Source organism: Trichocoleus sp. FACHB-40 (assembly GCF_014695915.1).
GTDB classification, from domain to species: Bacteria; Cyanobacteriota; Cyanobacteriia; order Cyanobacteriales; family FACHB-T130; genus Funiculus; species Funiculus sociatus.
In genome coordinates this window covers 98,265-117,766 of sequence record NZ_JACJPF010000111.1, presented here as the reverse complement: position 1 = coordinate 117,766, position 19,502 = coordinate 98,265, and the positions used below count along the sequence as shown (strand labels likewise).

Genomic DNA, 19,502 nt, shown 5'->3' with positions numbered 1-19,502 from the left:
TTGGGTTTCAATCATTTAATTAATGCAATGAATCAATTTAAACCCTTTTACGCTTCTGGATAATTTTGCTTGTTTCCTATTTTCTCTCTTCGGAGAGTGACAGAAGAGGGATAAGAGCCAATGAGAGTATCATACTGGGACAGCAAGCTTTTCACGCCAAAGTCTGAGGAATGAAACAGATAACTCCCGCAGCCATACCCCCTTACTTCAATAAATGATGTAAACGCTTCGATGAGATACAGAATTTAAGAAGAAGCCGGAATTAGCTGTAGAGTTAATTGACTGAAGTAAGGAAAGAGAGTATCAACCCGGTTTCAAAGAAATTGAGTTGAAGTTTTCTATCGGAAAGAGAAGGGATGGTTAAAAGTTAAACAATAGCAAATTAGAGATTATAGAAGTCTAATGAGGCATTTTATTCTCGGATAGCGTGCCTAAACTTTCATGTTATGGCACCGTTTAACAGGAGGACTATAAAGACGTTGGGCTAATAAACCTTTAAACACCTTTGTTGAGGTTTTGGAGGGTTTAGAACAACTATCTCTTATCGGTTTTTCTAGTGGCTGAACCAGAACCGGGGTCTACTTGTCGCGGATATCGCTAGTTTTAGCTTGAATTGGGCTTGAAATTTGTTTAAGTCCCGCTAATGAATAATCTTTAAAAATACTCCTGCGGTGCAAGCCAAAGATAATCTTTACAAAAATACACAAATACGCCTTAAGTTTGAGGAATACACCTGAGCAAGTGAAATAATTTTATTGGTATAACAATATTTGCCTGGTCTTCCAGAGATAGCCTGTGTTTCAACTTCTATATTTTCTAGTTCATGCAATCAGCCCAATTTTAGTGCCAGTGTGCTTTTTTTGCGCCTGGATGATGACAATTTTGGTTGTCTGGAACATCTCTAGCGCGATCGCACAGGGTGTTTCCAAAACTAAGCGCTTACATAGCATACCTTGCGCTAATTGTCAATACTTTACGGGTGATTATCGCCTCAAGTGTACGGTAAAGCCCAGCGATGCCTTAACCGAAGAAGCGATAAACTGCTCGGACTATTGTCCAGTTCCGGGTTATTCTCTACATTCTCCAGATTCGCTGTAGGATGGCAAGATAGTCTTGTACGAACAACTATTCTTCGAGAATGCTGATTCAAAAGCTTAGTGCTTGTGAGGAATTTATTGCGGGCGATCGCACTCAGTTAAGAGAATTACTGCACCCAGATAAACAGCCGATAGAGTTGCGCTATAGTTTAGCTCACGCCGTTCTCCCAGTGGGACAAACATCTGTAGCGCACTCTTTAAAAACTTCTGAGGTTTACTACATCATTAGCGGCGCAGGTGAAATGCACATTGATGATGAAACCCAGTTAGTCGAACCTGGGGATGCGGTGTATATTCCACCCAATGCAAAGCAATTTATCCATAGTTGCGGAAAAGAGCCACTGGTGTTTATCTGTATTGTCGATCCAGCGTGGCGCAAAGAAGACGAGACAGTTTATTAAAAGGCAAAAGGCTTTAAATGCAACAACAGCACCCCAACGAAACTCACTGAGCAATCTCCTCTCATGGGCTTTTAGACCTGGAGTTGCACTAACTTAATAAAGTTTAGTTGCATAGCTCCCTAGTCAGTAACTGAGGAAATATCAGTCTTTAGGTGGGGTGCTGCTGTTGTTTTTTGACGAGACAGATGTTAGATTAAACAGCGTTTTTTACCTCTCAAGTCGAATATGAACTGCGCTGTGGTATCTGTCAGAGAAGCTTTTCAGCTTCAATTCTTACTTTAGCAGGCTCTCTGGAAAGCACAAGAGAACGAAACCAAATTTTACAGGTTTTGCAACAACTGCTGTTACTTTTACTAAGTAACATTAAGCTATTAGGTTGGGTTGAGGTTCCAAAGACCCAACCTATAACTACAAATATTGAAGGGAAAGGTTTCTCAGCAAGTAAGCTTCATATTATTTTTCTCCCTTGCTGAATTACTAAATTAATCCAAGTCGGATAAATTTATTTTGCTTTCTGGGGTTTTATAGGTACCACTAGAAACCTGTAGCTTCTGTAAAAATTCCTGCGTTAACTTGATAAAGGCTTTGGAGCCAGACGAACTTGGATTTGAGATAACTACTGGAGTAAAACTGTCAACAGCTTTGGAAACATTAACATCCATTGGGATTCTAGTTTTAAAAATTTGGGTGGGAGTAAAATCCTCGCTGACTCGTTGCATAACTTGCTGGTAATATCTGCCGCTGAGTATATTCCCTGACATAATGAAGACAATTCCCATCATTCGCAGATTCAGCAGGCTCTCAGTGCCATGACTTTCTTTTAATTTGTTTATCCGTCTTTCCAGTAGCTGAATTCCTACTACTGATAGGGGTTCTGGTCTAGCGGGTAGCAAGTAAAAATTACTGGCAACGATACCGCTACGAGTCAAGAGGTTATAGCCGGGAGCGCAGTCCAAAATAATGAAATCATAGTCTTTAATAACCGGCTCTAAAATTCCTCTGATTAATTCCCTTTCAAAGTTATTCCAGACTTCGATGAAGTTATTGTTGTCCCCATTCATCGCTTTTTCATGGAGCATTTCGGAAACTAAAAATTCATCGTAGAGGTCAATGTCTCCCGGTAATAAATCGAGTCCTTTGACTGTGCAAACGTAAGGTTGAATGATATCTTGAATTGACAACTTGCTGGGAATTTCTGGTCTAATTGCTTTGTAAACCAGTTGCCTTAATGTGCGCTTTTCTTTCCGGCTCTTGCCAAAGTCTTGTGGCGACATTAGGCTGAGCGTAGCGCTGATTTGGGTGTCTAGATCGACAACTAAAACCCGCTTCCCATAAGTTTTGGCTAAACAAGTCGCCAAGTTGACGCTGAGAGTCGTCTTACCGACACCGCCTTTCATGTTTACCGTTGCAATGACATATCCCATGTGTTCGCTCCTCTGGTGGGTGATGCTCGCTCTTACAGCGAATCCCCGGCACTCGATCGCTGGTCAACTGTTACAGCCTTAATAATAATCTTGGATTCTTTGTCGGAAGGCAATAGTGCGCCTTGAAGAGTTGCGCCGACTTTGCGATCGCAGTGTCTCCCTTGTCAACTAAGGAGAAGGCGAGCGCTGCAATATATTAACCGCTTTGGGCTTATGAGAGCGATAAACCTAACTTTCTGTCTCAAGTTCGTTTCTCATGGCTGAATATTTATAGATGCTGTGAAATATTCCCCAGAAGCGCGATCGCTCTCGTTAATTCAATAACTCTAGCTGATTGTGCGCCAGAACCGCATCCGCCTTGCGCGATCGCAAATGCTTAAAATTATGTAAAATTTTGTAAATACCTGAAAACAAGATTTATGACAACTAATAGTGGATTCGGCAAAGCCAAGACAAACAAAAAACCAACCAAATCCGCCTCTAAACGCACTCAAGCTTCCAAGCACTACGACAAATTGAAGTCGGAAGGCGTACCAGAATTTAATATATACATTCGCACTCAGGGTAAAAAGAACTGGTATCCAGCGGGTTCTCTAGCAGTAAATCGCACCAGCCAGATTAATCAAGCCATCTTTCAAGAAGAGGAGAACTTGCGCGAAGCCTCCTTACGCCTGTATCCAGTGCTACGAAAGAATAAAAGCCAGTTGGAATATGGCTATCGTCTCAAAGGTTCTGAATTTGCAGATGAGCCGATTGAGGTTGCGGTTCCTCAAGAGCCAGTTTTACCTAACTTCTTCCAATCGACTTTCGATAAGGTGAAGAACAGCTTCTCTGGTTTGTTCAAGCGCGGTTAATTTTTTTTAATTAAAGGATAGTTTAAGCGATCGCGTGGCGAGGAAAAATGCGCGATCGCTCAAATTTACTATTGCTGCTGTCAGACGTGCGAGGCTACACTCATAAAAGTATCAAAAAACATCATCTCAGGTTAGCGATCGCCCTGGCGCGGAAAACTTCATTCTATTGAGTAGGTTTAAGGTTCCAATCGGTGCAGTGTTATTAAGGAAGTACAGAATTGAACTTTAATCCTGAGCTTTGCCGCAACGAGAGCGAAGTAGAAAGTAAACTCATAGTTCAATATCTGCTGCCACAGCTAGGATACACTCCAGAAACTTGGCATCAAGAGATTGCCGTTGGCAGCATTCGATTAGACTTTTTGGCATTTGCAGCGCAAGTTGTTCCATTTGTATTGGATGACAACTCGCCGTTAAGTGTCGTGATGGAGGCAAAGCATCCTAATCAAAACTTAAATAGACATACTGGTAGGCTCAAGCGCTACTTAACGAGTTTAAATGTAGAATATGGATTGCTAACAAATGGTAAGGAACTTAGAATTTACCAGAAAGTTCAGGATGATATTCAGTTAGTATTTCACTGTTTGGGCAGAGAAATTAGCTCTAGAATAGACGAAATAAAAACTCTCATTGGTAGAGATAACTTAAAAGAAAAACCTACTGAAATCGAAAATATCCAGATTAATCCCAATGAGAACCAAATCCCCACCTCTAAAAATTCACCAGCAAACCCTTCGATTGAAGTAACAAACGTACAAGCGGATTCAATTAATTTTCAACCCCAATCTACTGAACTTATTAAAGAGAAAAGGCAACATACTGTGAAAACAATTGCAATTTACCACAACAAAGGCGGCGTAGGCAAGACAACAACCGTAGTCAACCTAGCCGCCGCTATCAGGAAGAAAGGCAAAAAAGTCCTTATTGTTGACTTAGATAGCCAAGCTAATACTACCTTTGCAGCAGGTTTAGCAAAATTTGATGATGAAGAACTAGATGAGGTAAAAGATTGCAATGTTCGTCATCTATTGCAGTCAGAAGAGTTTTATCCTATAAACGAAGTTGCTAAGAAATCTCAGTATACTAACCCAGAAATTGATGTGTTGCCTTCCCACATCAGTTTAATGCAATACGAAACTGAGCTAAATCAACAAGATTCTAGTAAAATAATGCTTTTGCAAAAACTAAAAGCAGTAGAAGGTCAATATGATGTTGTAATTATTGATACGCCACCATCTTTAAACCTTTATGCCAGAATTGCCTTAATTACAGCTGACTATCTAATTATTCCTTCGGATCTAAAACCCTTTGCTAATCAAGGGTTAGTAAACGTTAAAGATTTTGTTAAAACAATTAATGGGTATCGGAAATTTCTCAACAAGCCACCCATTGAAATATTAGGTGTTCTTCCTTGTAAAATATCTACTAATTCCAGGTTTGGGCAATATACCTTACCAAAGCGCTTAGAAGTGATTCCTAAACGCTACGATTTGAAAGTAATGGAAAGCGTTATTTATGAAAGAGAGGAACTGGCAAAATGTACCGAAAGAATGCAGATTGTAGGTAATATAGAAATACCAGATCCAATATCGGTGCTTGATTTTAAGCCAGATTCCCTCTCAGCTAAGGAATTTGAGTTACTAGCAAAAGAAGTTTTGCAAGAAATAGGACTAAGTGCATGAAATTATCTACTTCGCTCGTAGCAGTAAAAAAAATTAACTCTAATGTTCCCCGTTCAGAATTTTTAGAGGATGAGTTAAATCGGACTGCTGAGTTAATTTTAAAAGCTGAAGGTATTATTAATCCCCCAGTTATTCGCAGAACCCGTGGGGAATCCTATGAGTATGAGGTAGTTAATGGACACTTTGAATACTACGCCGCTGTTAAGGCTCGTGAGATAGATGCTCGTAAAGGGGAAATGATTGGAGCTTTCATTATTGAATCAGAAAATGAGAAAGTTCTTATGGATCAGGTTAAAGTCCTGAGAAACCGAGAAAGTAATAATGAGTCATCAGTTGCTGATACACAGCCTTTAAATACGGTTGAATCATCAAAGGAAGTAATACAAATTGAAAGTTTATTGCCCGAAATGGAGAGTTTGATAGATAGAAAACTTCAACTGATTAGCAGCAGGATCAGTGAACAAAATGAGGAACTTCTCAGGGAGCAGGTTGAAGTCCTGAGAAGTCGAGAAATTAATAATGAGTCACCAGTTGCTGACATACAGCCTTCAAATACGGTTGAATCATCAAAGGAGGTAATACAAATTGAAAATTTATTGCCTGAAATTGAGAGTTTAATAGATAGAAAGATTCAACAGATTAGCAAGAATATCAGTGAACATATTAATGAATTTGTTCAAAAAATTGAACTAATCCTGAATAAGCCAGTAAAAGTAATAATTAAGGAAGATGATACGCCTTCGCTTAAAGAACCGGACTACACTAAAATGACAGTTCCGCAGCTAAAAGCGAGGGCAAAAGAACGGAATATAAAGGGATCTTCAGGTATGAATAAAACTCAACTCATTGCAGTTCTTGAAAAAGTTGATGCAAGTCATACTTAGCGACAAATCTGTAAGACTAAACGAATTTTTATGAATATTTTAATGCTTTCTTCAACGTTTCCCTATCCGCCTAGCCGGGGGGGAACCGAGATTAGAACCTTTAACTTGTTAAAATACCTGCACCAGCGTCATAACATCACACTGGTAACGCAACGCCACAGCGGAGTATCAGATGCAGAAGTAGAAGAACTTCGTCAGTGGGTAAGCGACTTGGTGATTTTTCCGATTCCTGCGGAACCCAAAGGTGGATTATTGGGGAAAGTGGGACGCTTTACAGAGTCACTGGTTAAGGGAACGCCGCCAAACGTTTTGCATCGCTACTCACCAGAAATGCAAGCTTGGGTGGATGCGTATGTCAAAGCTGGGAAGTGTGACGCGATTACCTGCGAACATAGTGTAAATGAAATCTACGTTCGCCCGGAATTTCGCAATTCAGTGCGGACGGTGGTAGATATCCATAGTTCTGTTTATGGCTGGAGTAAAAACCATCTGGAAATGGGGGCTTCTCCTAATGCTTTGCGCGATCGCTTGTATCTCTCAATCTTGTACAGTTATGAGAAACGCTACTGCACTAAATTCTCAAACATTGTAGTCACTACAGAAGACGATCGGCAGCAAATGCTCCAGTTTAATCCTGCTGCTGAAATTAGGGTAATTCCTAATGGCGTTGATCTAGAGTTGTTTCCCTATCGTCCTAAAGATCCCGGTGGACACCAGCTAGTCTTTGTGGGGGCGATGGATGCTTCCCACAATATTGACGCGGCGCGGTTTTTTACCTTAGAAGTCTTGCCAGAACTACAAAAGCGTTATCCTGATGCCACATTTAGTATTGTAGGAGCCAGACCAACGCCTGAAGTCAAGGCACTCTCGGATCGCTTGGGGGTAATAGTTACAGGTAAAGTGTCCTCAATGGCAGAACAGTTACACTCAGCAAGTGTTTGTGTTGTTCCGCTACGCACGGGGTTTGGGATCAAAAATAAAACTCTAGAGGCGATGGCTGCTGGGGTGCCTGTGGTGGGAAGCGATCGCGGTTTGGAAGGATTAGCCGTTGAGGGTGAAGGCGTACCTTTACGGGCGTTACGCGCTAACGGGGTACGAGAATATGTGGATGCGATCGCGCGACTTTTTGAAGATGCCCAGTTGCGAGAAGAGTTGTCGAAAAATGGGCGATCGCTAGTAGAAACAGAGTATACCTGGGAAAGCGCTGGATCGCGTTATGAACAAGTCTTGATTTCTTAAAACACTCTCGGTACGCAGAAATATTACTTTGCGTACCGAGAGCGTTTAAAGTTTAATTTTTGCTACCTGCGTGATATTCATTGAAAGACTTGTAGTAGTCTTCTGAATCGTAGAGGTGGCACTCGTCGGTAATTTGCTTCATCAAAGACCAAGAGAAGCTAGTCTCGCGAATTGAGTCTCCCCACTTTTCTTTGATAGCGCTATGCGCTAGTCGCAAATTATAGGAGGGAATTGCAGTGGAAATGTGATGAGGAATGTGAACGTTGATATCGTGGCAAAGGAATTCTACCCAACGCGGATAATCGCAGTGAACCGTCCCAAATAGCTGCGCTTGCGCCTCATTCCACTCGGTAGCGGGAGTAAAGGGAATTTCTGGTGCTGTGTGGTGAACCAGAGTAAAGGTACTCATCCAGAAGTGGTAAACCAACCACGGTAAGAGCCAAAATTTAACAAATCCCCAGACACCAGTTGTCGCAATTAACAAGGGGAACGCGACGCTGGCAAATCCCAAAACCACCAGTGCGGACAATTTTACCTTCTGCCGCTCTTTGCCTTGGAATCGCGTCCAATCAAAGTGCATCATCGACCAGTGGATTATCGAAGCTAACCACCAAAACCGGCCCCGCATTAAGCGATAGCCCCACTGTCCCGCCTTTGGCATACTGTCATAGAACTCTGGCTGGAAGGGTTGCCAAGCGTTGTCTTCCTCAAGCTTGTTAGTGTGGGCGTGATGGTAATTGTGCAGAATTCGCCAACTGTGGAAGGGATAAATTAAGGGCAACATAAATATATGCCCCACCAAATCGTTTACCCAGCGGCGGTTGGCAAATGAGCGGTGTCCGCAGTCATGGCCAATTACAAAAAAACCTGTCAACGCTGTGCCTGTAAATATCCACAGTAAAGGTGTCAGATACCAGGGCGCGATCGCTAACCCCCAATATCCCAATCCCACCATTAAAACGTTGATTACCACGCTCGTCCAGGCTTTCTGACGATTTTTAGCAAAAACCTCACGCGGCAGACTTTTCAAAATGTCTCTCAGGCGGAGAGTTTCAGCCGTTGTTGCAGATACCAGGTTGGTGTCGGTTACTTTGATTGTCGATAGAGTCATTAAAAAATTTTCTAAGTATCAGTTAAGTGAATTCAGCCATCAATGCACAAAAAAATACTGCCCGGTGCGGATTAGTGGCAGGCAATGGTTTTTGTCAGCTATCGATTGCTGACCGGGCTACAAACCGCACTGAAGAAGGACAAAACCTTACTACTATAGCTTTTTGTTACCGATGGCATCGGAGAAAGCCGCATCTTGACAATCTAATGTTAGACGCTGCTTTTTAAGTGATTGCAGTTGCTGCAAAAGAATTTCAACTTCCACTTGCAAATGCAAGAACTTTACTTGCTGGTCGGTTTGATACACAGCTTTGGTTAACAAAGGCGATACATTACTCCCCAGATGGGAGTTGCCAACATTTTGAGGACGGGTCAGTGTTGATGAAAGAGTGGACATCAATAGATATTTCTGCTTACTCACACCATTGTGCAATTTTATCCTGAACTGTCAACTTAGTAAAACTTCATGTGGCAATTTTACACCTGGGCAAAAAAAATCAGAGTGGTAGACAAAGTGTGATACCCTATACTGGTTTGGTTCGCTCAGTAGAGCCAGGGAATCAGCTTTTTAACTTCTTGCCGATAATTTGCGTAATCTGGGTACTTCTGCGTTAACCATCCTTCCTCGTGGCTGGCTTTGGCATCCAAAAAGACGAATAGGATAGCTGCGGCTACCAGGTGGGACAAGCTGACGAAGAAGATTGCCCAACTTAAGGCAGCCAGAATTAAGCCACTGTAGACGGGATGGCGCACGATGCTGTAGATACCAGTTTGAACTAGCTGCCCGTTGTCTTTGGGATAAGGTAAGGGAGTCAGCTGCTGTCCCAAATCCAGCAATGCTTTGGCAAGTAGCAGTAATGCCGCCAGTCCTAATAGAGCGGCGACGCTTAAGTTGATAAATTTGTCAAGAGGTAAATTAACCGGACGGTAGACTGGCAAAACGACAAAACCGACGATGAGAATTGCCTGAGCTACTACCCAGTATTCGCCTCTTTGATTATTGCGCCAGCCTTTGCGGGAGAAGCCCCAATCTGAGAAGATTTTCATAGGATGCGATCGCTCTGTCAATTTTGGATTTTGGATTAAATTCGCTGGTTCCCATGCTGAGCTTGGGAACCAGCGTAGAGGCTAGAGCCTCAATTAATTTCGCCAAGGGCGGCTCAAAAGTTCCAGATGGGCAACTTCCTGGGCGCTCAACTGCCAACCCAGCGCCCCGGCATTCTGCCGCGCCTGTTCGGCTGACTTCGCCCCCGGAATGGCAATCACCCCATCCTGGGCAATCAACCAATTCAGGGCAACTTGAGCGGGTGTTTTTTGATACTTTTCTCCAAGTTTACGCAACGCACATATCACAGGCTCGATTTTCTCCAAACCGCTGCGATTGAAGCGAGAATCAAATTTACGTGCGCCAGTCGGCTCCTTGCCATCCTCGATTCTATATTTGCCAGTGAGTAACCCCTGAGCCAAAGGACTATAAGCCAAAATAGTCACGCCTAGCTGACGCGCCATGTCGAGAATGCCGTTAGCCTCGACTTGCCGAGTCAGCAGGGAGTAGCGCACCTGATTTACAGCCAAAGGTACGCCTCTAGCCGCTAAAAGCTGATAAGCTTCTTTCATCTGTTCGGCTGAGTAATTGCTGACACCGACTGTAGCAATTCTGCCCCGCTTCACCTCTTCCGCTAGGGCATTCATCAGCGTTTCTTGGCTCATCAGGAAGGCGAAAGGCCAATGCACCTGATAAAGGGCTACTTGTTCGACCCGCAGACGTTTTAAACTCTCGGTTAAGGCATCTGACACGGATTGTCCGGTAACTCGCCAAGGGTAAGGGCCGTATTTTGTGGCAATCTGGGCTGTGCGCCCAGTTTCTTGCATGAACTTTCCCAAGAACTCCTCTGATTTTCCTGGGCCGTACACTTCAGCCGTGTCAAAGAAGTTTACGCCGGAATCCAGAGTCGCTTCAAAAGCTTCCCGTAACTGGGTTTCCCCGTAGTCGCTGCCATAGTTCCAAAATAGCTTGTCGCCCCAAGCCCAAGCGCCGATACCTACAGCAGTGAAGGTGGGGCCATTTTGCGCTAACGTGATGGTTTGCATTGGTAATACTTTTTACAAAAGTTTATATTTTTCAGTTTATCGTTGCAGATAGTTGCTGGGGGCTATGGTGAAATTAAAACAGCGTGATGTGCAACTTTATCCTTAAAAAGGGCGCTAAGAAAAAATTGCACCGAAGCGTAAAAACAGTAATGCGTGTATTGATTTCCTTTTAAAAAATATGGCAACAGGTGATATAAATTTACAGCCAGATGAGTCGAAACCGCTTGAATCAATCAAGAAAGTGAATTTGTTCACCATGTTTCGACTCGGCTTGTTTCAGATGGGATTGGGGATGATGGCGGTGCTGGCGCTGGGAATCCTGAACCGAGTGATGATTGGGGAACTGGCGATTCCGGCGACAATTGCGGCTGGTACTATTGCGATGCACCAGTTTATCGCCCCAGCACGGGTGTGGTTTGGGCAGATGTCGGATTCTAAGCCGTTATTTGGTTTCCATCGCACGGGCTATGTGTGGGTAGGGGCGGCGCTGTTTGCGATCGCATCCTTCCTGGCTGTACAAGTAATGTGGCAGCTGGGTAATGTGGTGCAAGCTGCTGGGGGTTGGGTATGGACAACTCAAACTTACGGTTGGACTGCGGTACTTGCACTGATTTTCGCGCTTTATGGTTTGGCCCTGAGTATGAGTTCCACTCCCTTTGCAGCGCTGTTGGTGGATGTTTCCGATGAAGATAACCGTTCCAAACTCGTCGGAATTGTTTGGTCTATGCTGATGGTGGGAATTGTTCTTGGGGCAATTATCGGTGGTACTTTGCTCAAAAAAGTTGCCGCAGATGCACCACTTTCGGAATTGCAGGCATCAGTAAATCAGCTATTTATGATTGTCCCCGTCGGCGTGTTTGGGCTGGCGTTACTGGCGACAGTGGGCGTTGAAAAAAAATATTCCCGCTATACTTCTCGTTCTACTTTAGTAGACCGGGAAGACAAAATTACTCTAGGGAAAGCGCTGCGAGTATTAACTGCTAATCGGCAAACGGGGATATTTTTCACCTTTTTGCTCGTGATGACAATTAGCTTATTTATGCAAGAAGCAGTGATGGAACCCTACGGAGGCGAAGTTTTCGGAATGCAAGTTTCGGAAACTACTAAGTTAAATGCTTACTGGGGAACCGGAACGCTACTTGGGATTAGTATCACTGGATTTTTGATTGTGCCTCGTTTAGGAAAGCAAAAAACAACTAAATTAGGCTGTCTTTTGGTAGCGGCTACTTTTGGATTAATTATCCTGTCCGGATTCACCCACAATCAGAAGTTGTTGCAGGGAGCGCTATTATTATTTGGTTTGGCTTCCGGCGTCACTACAACAGGCGCAGTTAGTTTAATGTTGGATTTGACTGCGGCGGAAACGGCTGGTACATTTATCGGTGCTTGGGGATTATCACAGGCAATGGCAAGGGCAATCGCAACTGTTACAGGTGGTGCTGTACTGGATGTGGGTAAAAGTTTATTTACTACTAACTTGGTGTTAGCCTATGGATTGGTGTTTGCACTGCAAGCAGTGGGAATGGTAGTAGCGGTTTGGTTCCTTTCTCAGGTGGATGTGACAGAATTTCGCGACAATGCAAAAGTTGCGATCGCAACTGTCCTCGAAGGTGAATTAGACTGATAAATTGCTAATGGCTAATTGCTAATTGCTAATTGTGAGGATGCCATGAACCATTAGCAATTAGCAATTAGCGATGAACTATAAACTATGAACGATTTTTTTGAGCAAGTTTTAAACTTTGCGAATGAGACTACCGCTAGAATTGGCAAGCAGCTAATGCAAGATTTTGGGCAAGTGCAAGCTTCCCAAAAAGCTGATGGGAGTCTGGTGACGCAAGCGGATAAGTGGGCGGATCGGGAAATTCGAGAAGCGATCGCTGACGCTTTTCCCAGCCACGATGTCTTAAGCGAAGAAGCTGAACACACTTTTTATGGTGCCGAATGGTGTTGGGTGATTGACCCCATCGATGGTACAACAAACTTTACACGGGGAATTCCTATTTGGGGGATTTCAATGGGTTTGTTGTATCAAGGTACACCCGTTTTCGGGTACGTACATTTTCCCCCCATCAACCAAACCTTTCACGCCTTTTGGTACGAGGGAGAGAAAAATGGTGCCTTTTTAAATAATCAACCGATTCACACCAGCCCTGACTCTCCCAGCCACAATCACTTTTTCTGCTTGTGTGCCAGAAGTACCTCTGTTTTGCAGAAACCTTTCCCCTGTAAAATTCGGATGCTAGGTGTCACTACCTACAACTTTGTTGCTGTTGCTTCTGGTACTACCCTTGGCGGTGTCGAGTCTACGCCTAAAATTTGGGATATTGCAGCAGTGTGGGTAATTTTACACGCTGCTGGCGGGGTTTGGGTGTCCCTGAAGGATGAAGCGGTATTTCCCTTGCAAGAAGGAGAGGATTATGGCGATCGCTCTTTCCCCACTTTAACTGTTGCTCGTCCCGAATTGGTGCCAGTTTTTCAACCCTTAGTGCAATTTTTGGGTAATAAGAAGTAAACGCAGAGGTAGCGCTGTTACGCTACCTTTGCGTTTATCTTTGCGAACTTTTATTCTTAACTCAGTTCTCACTCAGAAGTTACCCAAAAGTAGTCAGCGATCGCTTTGTCACTTGAAGCTTGCATGACTTCCGATGGATTGAGTAAGATTGAGGATTGGACTATATTATTTCCCAAGCGTCGCGCAACGCGGCTGGGAATACCATAGCCATAAATAATATGAGCTTGTCCAGCCAACACAATGACTTGATAATCTGGGTTTGCTTTCACAAATTGGGCAATTCCCTCTGCCATTGTTTCATCCCAAAGCACCTGCGCTGTGAAGAAACGCTCAAAGCTTGCACTATTTCCGTGTCCGGCGACTTGATACTGTTGAAAAGACTCTTGCACCATTTGGCGATATTGGGAATTATCCGTGCGAATTTCATTAAATGGCGGAATGTACTTTTTATCATCTGGTGTCAGACTTTCTAATCCTTGGCGTGCGACTTTGCGCGTTACTTCGCTGGGAGTATTTAAGGCTAAAACAGGTAAATTATTTTCCTTAGCAAAACTCAGAATCGGGGCGTAAGATTCCCACGGGAAACCCCAGCGTTTTTCATATTCGCTTTGTTCTAATAACTGGGTTTGGGTTATTTTTCCAGCTAGATATTGATTGAGTACACTTTGATAAGGACGCTGGAACATTTCCATTGCGATCGCTATTTTAGAATTTTGCCGATACAGTCGCTGAATAATCTCCAACTGGGCTTTGTGATCTTCAGAATTATCGTGGGTTTCGCCTAAGTAGATGACTTTGGTTTTGGCGAGTTGTTGCAAAACTTCTTCGACAGAGTATTGCTGCTGCTGGGGACGGGAGATTTTTTGGGCATGAGCGGGCAAGGTGCAGAGTAACATAATTAAAAGCGACCAAGCCGAGATAGTAATTGAGTGTTTTTGCATAGAAATATTGTGGCTTGCGATCGCGCATATAGTTTTGGATTGGGGATTGGGGATTGGCAATCAGGGATTAGGGATTAGGGATTGGGAAGAATCTTACCTAGTCCCCAACCCCCAGCCCCCAGTCCCCAATCCGATGCTTTAGCCAGAAACCCAGCAAAGGTAAAGCTATCTGGTAGCCGTACTTAGCGCCGTATACCAAACCTTTCTGTTCTAAACTTGCCAAAGCACCTTGGAGAGAGCCACCTCTAGAAAGTTGGTGTTTTTGGATGTATTCGCGGCTGTGCGGGCTATCTGTGGGGTCAAGAGCTAAACTTTCTAGTACCCGAACTTGGCTGGAAGGTAGCAGTAAAATCAGTGACTCGAAGGTAATAGATATATCTTCAACTAATGCTAAAGCACTGCGATGGACGTGGTGGGGTTGGATTAGTCCTTCTTTCTGGCTTCCGTATAAAACTCGGCAATCCAGCCAAATTCGTCTAGCTAGCGCGATCGCATCCCCTAAATGTCCTTGAACGTAGCTTAAAAATAGCGCTAAACCATCTGCATCAAATTTCAATCCTTGCAAGCTCATTGCTGTCTCAATCCATGCGCTGAGTTCTTGATTAGACAGGGGTGCTAAACAGACAACCTGCAAGTTACTATCTTGTACCCAAGGTTCTCCGACTGTAGCAATTAGCGCGTAGCTGACATGAGTATGTATGGCGATTTCTTCACGCAGATAAGCTTCCCATTTGCCATCTCTATCCCAAGAGCGGATGTGGGGAAAATTCCGAAAAACCATCACTACGCGGCTATTGAGTTTATCAGCGATCGCTTGCGGTAAGTTCAGCAAAATTTGAAATAGCGACCATTCTCCCTCACTTGATAGATTCCAAACTAAACGAGTTTGCCCATTCGGCAATTCCTCCAAACTCAGGGGATGTTCCGCAATCCACTGCCCAATTAACGCCAGTTCTTCCGGTGCGGTGAAGGTCGCCATCAAGCTTTCAGCGAACAATTGTAGAAATCTCTTGCCATCAGTGGTTCGCAGACAGTCAATTTCTAGCACTCTAGCTTTCACTTTCTGTGCTGCCCAACGAATAAGCGATCGCCTTCCACTACCAGGAACCCCTGTAATCAGTAAATCGCCATCTATTGAGAGAATTTGGCTGACTTGTTGCAGTTCTTGTTGTCTACCTACTAAATCTTGCGGCACAAACGGATTCGCGACCATCTTCCTTCACTTTGACACTCACTCTACTTTATAGTTCTATGACCCTCATTCCCATTTTCTCCTTCTCTCGTTTCTCTCGTTCCCAGGCCAGAGAAGCATTGTACTTTCCTTTCAACTCTATCGGAAATTTCAATGCTAGTTTCCTTGACCGCACTTCCTAAGCCACCGTCATCCGCGACGGGCAAAAATTGCGAATTCCCTCACAAGATTTAGTACCAGGTGACGCAGACTTGCGAATTCAAGCACGGAATTTGCAAATTGATGAATCAGTTCTCACAGGCGAATCCGTTGCTGTTGAGAAAGAAGCCGAACCGCTAAATAACCGATTTAATTAACCTCAACATATTAATAAATGTAGGGTGGGCGCAATCTCCACCCTACCAAATTTAAACGCCTTCGACTTCCGCAACCATTAAGAGAGTTTTCAATACAGAATCGGGATTCAAACTCATCGAATCAATCCCCAACTCTACCAAAAACTTAGCAAATTCCGGATAATCGCTGGGCGCTTGACCGCAAATTCCAATTTTGCGATTAGTTTTCTTGGCGGTTTCAATTGCCATCTTCACCATCCGCTTCACAGCTTCGTTGCGTTCATCAAAGATATGTGCTACTAAAGCTGAATCTCGATCTAAACCTAACGTTAACTGTGTCAAATCGTTAGAACCGATGGAGAAACCATCAAAAACTTCAGCAAATTCTTCCGCCATGATTACGTTACTGGGCAACTCGCACATCACGTAAACTTGCAAGCCATTTTTTTCTCGTTCTAAACCATGTTTCGCTATTTCAGCTAATACTTTGCGTCCCTCATCAGGAGTGCGACAGAAAGGAATCATCGGGATAACATTTGTCAAGCCCATTTCATCCCTTACCCGCTTTAACGCCTGACACTCTAACGCAAAGCCCTCGCGATATTTCTCATCATAGTAACGAGATGCTCCCCGCCAACCAATCATCGGGTTTTCTTCTTCGGGTTCAAATTGCTTACCGCCTAAAAGATTGGCGTATTCATTACTCTTGAAATCGCTCATCCGCACAATTACCGGATTTGGATAAAAAGCGGCAGCAAGTCTGGCTACACCTTGGGCTAATTTATCGACGAAGTATTGCGGTTTGTCTTCATAAGTTACAGTCATTTCCGCAATTTTCGCCTTAGCTTCTTCATCCTCTAATTGCTCGTAATTAATCAAAGCTAAAGGATGCGCTTTGATGTGATTGGCGATGATGAATTCTAATCTGGCTAACCCAACACCATCATTAGGAATACTTGAGAAACTAAATGCTTCTTCCGGATTTCCCACATTCATCATTATTTTGGTGCGAGTGCGGGGCAAATTTTCTAGCGCTACTTCTCGGACTTCGTAGGGCAATAATCCTGAATAAACTCTTCCTTCTTCTCCTTCGGCACAAGAAACTGTCACCTCTTGACCTGTTCTTAAAATATCTGTGCCATTCCCACATCCGACAATTGCCGGAATTCCCATCTCCCGTGCAATAATTGCGGCATGGCAGGTGCGCCCGCCTTTATTAGTAATGATGGCGCTGGCTTTTTTCATTATCGGTTCCCAGTCGGGGTCAGTTTTATCTGTTACTAAAACTTCTCCTGGTTGGAACAGTTCAATTTTCTGGACATCGAGAATTACTCTAGCTTTTCCCTGTCCAATCATTTCCCCAACAGCACGGCCTCTAACTAAAGGAATTGGTAATTGGGAAGATTTGTCCCCAGTCGCAAGTCCTCTATCCCCTGTCCCCAATTTCAAGTGATAGCTACGTAGGACATTTTTACCTTTTTGGGATTGTACTGTTTCCGGGCGGGCTTGGACGATGAAAAGTTCATCTGTAATACCATCTTTTGCCCATTCAATGTCCATCGGCGTATACTTACCGTGAACTTCACTGTAGTGATCTTCGATTAAACAAGCCCACTTAGCTAGTTGCAAAATTTCGTCGTCGTTGATGGCAAATTTCTGCTGTTCGCTTAAGGTTACACGTTCATTCTTGGTGATTCTACATCCACCAACATCGCAGACTAATTTGAACTCTTTGCTACCGACTCGTTTGTCGATAATTGGGCGGAATCCTTCTTTTAATGTAGGTTTGAAAACTAAATATTCGTCAGGGTTGACTGCCCCTTGAACGATGTTTTCTCCCAATCCGTAAGCGGCGGTGATTAAGGCAGCATTTTTAAATCCGGTTTCAGTGTCTATGGAGAACATGACACCAGAGCAAGCTAAATCTGAACGCACCATTTTTTGAACGCCAACGGAGAGGGCCACATTAAAATGGTCGAAATTTTTGGCGTGGCGATAGGAAATTGCTCGGTCGGTAAATATGGAAGCAAAGCATTTATGGCAGGCTTCTAAAACGTCTTTGATGCCGTTAATATTCAGGTAGGTTTCTTGCTGTCCGGCAAAACTGGCATCGGGCAAATCTTCAGCGGTGGCGGATGAACGCACGGCTACATCGGTATCATAACCATATATTTCGCACATCTGGTGATAATAGGTTGCGATCGCTTCTTGCAATTCCCTTGGAAACGGCGTTTTTAGAATCAACGACCGGGCTTTTTTTCCCCGTTCCTGCAAGTTCTGCACGTCTTCTACATCCAAGTCAGCAAACAGTTCGCGCAACTGCTTTTCTAACCCCGCAGCTTGAATAAAATGCCGGTAAGCATAGGCAGTAGTTGCAAACCCACCGGGAACCCTGACCCCCTGCTTGGTCAGTTGTCGAATCATTTCCCCCAAGGAAGCATTTTTTCCCCCGACTATTGGGACATCGACAATCCCAACTTCATCAAACCACAGAACCAGCGATCGCTCTTTAGAAAACCGAGAAGTCCTTTCTGTAGCCGCTGTAACCATAGCTTTTTCTCCTCTTGTAGGTTTATTTTAGCTATCGCTACCCCCTAAAGAGGTATATTGCATCACTTCGTAATTTTTTTTACAATTTCTTTGGGATCATCGAATTTTCCCTCGTTCCCTAACTGGGCCAAGGAACGAGGGAAAAGGCTCCAGCCTCTTACCTACACGTAGCTAGTCAAATCTACCAAGCGGTTAGTGTATCCCCACTCGTTGTCGTAATATGCCAGTACCTTAACGAAGTTATCGGCAAGGACGCTAGTCGAAGGTAGATTCACAATAGCCGAACTAGGATCGCCCACGCAGTCGGAAGACACCAAAGGCACCTCACTTACCTTGAGAATTGACTGCATCGAACCCCTGGCATACTTGCGTAAAGCGTCGTTAACTTCCTCCACCGTCACCGATTTTTCCAATACTGCACTCAAGTCTGTGACTGAACCAGTTGCGGTTGGGACGCGCAAAGCCATACCATCAAGTTTTCCTTTCAATTCCGGCAACACCAACGCCACTGCAACTGCTGCGCCAGTAGTCGTGGGGACGATATTCTGCGCCGCACCGCGTCCCCGCGCCCACTCTTCAGGATGTCCAGTGTCTACTAAACGCTGGTCGGCAGTATAAGCGTGTACCGTAGTCATCAGCGCCTTCTCAATGCCAAATTCATCATTTAAAATTTTGGCGATGGGGGATAAGCAATTGGTGGTACAAGAGGCAGCTGAAATGACATTATCTCGCTCGGCATCATATTTTTCGTGATTAACTCCAAACACGAACGTAGGAACTGCACCTTTAGCAGGGGCGCTGATAATTACCTTTTTTGCTCCCGCTTCTAAGTGCATTCCGGCTTTTTCTGCCGTGCGGAAGATGCCAGTAGACTCGATAACGACATCAATTTCCGATTCTTTCCAGGGAAGGGCGGCGGGATCTCGTTCAGCTAATAGGTTAATTCGCTTGTCGCCAATTATCAGACTTTTATCGTCATATCCCACCTCGCTCTCGAAGCGTCGATATACGGAGTCGTATTGCAGTAAATATGCTGCTTGGTCTGATTTTAAGGCAACGTCATTGATGGCTACAACTTCCAGATCGCCTTTAGAAGCGGCAATGCGAAAGAAGGCTCGTCCAATTCTGCCAAAACCGTTGATGGCTACACGTTTCATCAGTATCTCGCCCTTGACAACAATTTTTTAGAA

18 protein-coding genes and 1 pseudogene are annotated in these 19,502 nt (G+C 44.0%); 10 read left to right on the top strand and 9 right to left on the bottom strand.

From position 1 onward, the window contains the following. Positions 1–795 precede the first annotated feature (795 nt). Both H6F63_RS27390 and H6F63_RS27385 read left to right on the top strand, forming a co-directional pair. A complete protein-coding gene (locus tag H6F63_RS27390; RefSeq protein ID WP_190640448.1) occupies positions 796–1,098 on the top strand; it encodes a hypothetical protein in 303 nt (100 codons plus the stop codon). A 40-nt stretch (positions 1,099–1,138) separates the two neighbouring features. Beyond that, positions 1,139–1,498, top strand: a complete 360-nt coding sequence (locus tag H6F63_RS27385; protein ID WP_190640447.1) for a cupin domain-containing protein — start codon at positions 1,139–1,141, stop codon at positions 1,496–1,498. A 482-nt stretch (positions 1,499–1,980) separates the two neighbouring features. On the opposite strand, the gene H6F63_RS27380 is transcribed toward H6F63_RS27385, so the two are convergent. Then, positions 1,981–2,922: a ParA family protein gene (locus H6F63_RS27380; RefSeq protein ID WP_190442655.1), complete on the bottom strand. Its 942-nt coding sequence runs from the start codon at positions 2,920–2,922 to the stop codon at positions 1,981–1,983. Positions 2,923–3,341: 419 nt separating this feature from the next. On the opposite strand from H6F63_RS27380, the gene H6F63_RS27375 reads away from it, so the two are divergent. The 5 genes from H6F63_RS27375 to H6F63_RS27360 are packed head-to-tail and all read left to right on the top strand — an operon-like array spanning position 3,342 to position 7,578. Beyond that, entirely contained in the window at positions 3,342–3,776 is a 435-nt protein-coding gene (locus tag H6F63_RS27375; RefSeq protein WP_190640446.1) for an HHL1-like protein, read from the top strand. A 47-nt stretch (positions 3,777–3,823) separates the two neighbouring features. After that, entirely contained in the window at positions 3,824–3,946 is a 123-nt protein-coding gene (locus H6F63_RS30740; protein ID WP_277876503.1) for a hypothetical protein, read from the top strand. 48 nt (positions 3,947–3,994) lie between these two features. Next, positions 3,995–5,455 (top strand): AAA family ATPase, encoded by a 1,461-nt coding sequence (locus H6F63_RS27370; RefSeq protein ID WP_190640445.1) that lies wholly within the window; start codon positions 3,995–3,997, stop codon positions 5,453–5,455. Further along, a complete protein-coding gene (locus H6F63_RS27365) occupies positions 5,452–6,339 on the top strand; it encodes a Rho termination factor N-terminal domain-containing protein (RefSeq protein ID WP_190640444.1) in 888 nt (295 codons plus the stop codon). Before H6F63_RS27370 ends, H6F63_RS27365 begins: the two co-directional genes overlap by 4 nt. A gap of 30 nt (positions 6,340–6,369) precedes the next feature. Beyond that, positions 6,370–7,578, top strand: coding sequence for a glycosyltransferase family 4 protein (locus H6F63_RS27360; RefSeq protein ID WP_190640443.1), 1,209 nt, complete (start codon positions 6,370–6,372; stop codon positions 7,576–7,578). 52 nt (positions 7,579–7,630) lie between these two features. Here the strand turns inward: H6F63_RS27360 and H6F63_RS27355 are convergent, their stop codons facing one another. The 4 genes from H6F63_RS27355 to H6F63_RS27340 all read right to left on the bottom strand — a co-directional run bounded on the left by H6F63_RS27355 (position 7,631) and on the right by H6F63_RS27340 (position 10,779). Beyond that, positions 7,631–8,689 carry a fatty acid desaturase gene (locus tag H6F63_RS27355; protein ID WP_190640442.1) on the bottom strand — a complete coding sequence of 353 codons (1,059 nt, stop codon included), beginning with the start codon at positions 8,687–8,689 and terminating at the stop codon, positions 7,631–7,633. Positions 8,690–8,842: 153 nt separating this feature from the next. After that, the gene (locus tag H6F63_RS27350; RefSeq protein ID WP_190442663.1) at positions 8,843–9,085 is read right to left on the bottom strand and encodes a hypothetical protein; all 243 of its coding nucleotides are present in this window, start codon (positions 9,083–9,085) and stop codon (positions 8,843–8,845) included. A gap of 146 nt (positions 9,086–9,231) precedes the next feature. Continuing rightward, positions 9,232–9,735 (bottom strand): isoprenylcysteine carboxylmethyltransferase family protein, encoded by a 504-nt coding sequence (locus H6F63_RS27345; RefSeq protein WP_190640441.1) that lies wholly within the window; start codon positions 9,733–9,735, stop codon positions 9,232–9,234. Between the two features lie 93 nt (positions 9,736–9,828). Further along, on the bottom strand, positions 9,829–10,779 hold the full coding sequence (locus H6F63_RS27340) for an aldo/keto reductase (protein WP_190640440.1): 951 nt from the start codon (positions 10,777–10,779) through the stop codon (positions 9,829–9,831). Positions 10,780–10,957: 178 nt separating this feature from the next. On the opposite strand from H6F63_RS27340, the gene H6F63_RS27335 reads away from it, so the two are divergent. Further along, positions 10,958–12,403 (top strand): BCD family MFS transporter, encoded by a 1,446-nt coding sequence (locus H6F63_RS27335; protein ID WP_190640439.1) that lies wholly within the window; start codon positions 10,958–10,960, stop codon positions 12,401–12,403. An 87-nt stretch (positions 12,404–12,490) separates the two neighbouring features. Next, on the top strand, positions 12,491–13,294 hold the full coding sequence (locus H6F63_RS27330) for an inositol monophosphatase family protein (protein ID WP_190640438.1): 804 nt from the start codon (positions 12,491–12,493) through the stop codon (positions 13,292–13,294). Between the two features lie 68 nt (positions 13,295–13,362). Here H6F63_RS27330 and H6F63_RS27325 read toward each other — a convergent pair whose 3' ends face one another. Both H6F63_RS27325 and H6F63_RS27320 read right to left on the bottom strand, forming a co-directional pair. Continuing rightward, on the bottom strand, positions 13,363–14,235 hold the full coding sequence (locus tag H6F63_RS27325; RefSeq protein WP_190640437.1) for a ChaN family lipoprotein: 873 nt from the start codon (positions 14,233–14,235) through the stop codon (positions 13,363–13,365). A gap of 97 nt (positions 14,236–14,332) precedes the next feature. Further along, positions 14,333–15,448 (bottom strand): ATP-binding protein, encoded by a 1,116-nt coding sequence (locus H6F63_RS27320; protein WP_190640436.1) that lies wholly within the window; start codon positions 15,446–15,448, stop codon positions 14,333–14,335. 152 nt (positions 15,449–15,600) lie between these two features. Here H6F63_RS27320 and H6F63_RS30260 point away from each other — a divergent pair. Continuing rightward, positions 15,601–15,765 (top strand): annotated as a pseudogene (locus tag H6F63_RS30260) (hypothetical protein); the annotation flags it as partial. Positions 15,766–15,834: 69 nt separating this feature from the next. On the opposite strand, the gene ppsA reads toward H6F63_RS30260, so the two are convergent. Beyond that, positions 15,835–18,312 (bottom strand): phosphoenolpyruvate synthase, encoded by a 2,478-nt coding sequence (gene ppsA / locus H6F63_RS27310; RefSeq protein WP_190640435.1) that lies wholly within the window; start codon positions 18,310–18,312, stop codon positions 15,835–15,837. A 161-nt stretch (positions 18,313–18,473) separates the two neighbouring features. Beyond that, positions 18,474–19,472 (bottom strand): type I glyceraldehyde-3-phosphate dehydrogenase, encoded by a 999-nt coding sequence (gene gap, locus H6F63_RS27305; RefSeq protein ID WP_190640452.1) that lies wholly within the window; start codon positions 19,470–19,472, stop codon positions 18,474–18,476. Positions 19,473–19,502 lie beyond the last annotated feature (30 nt).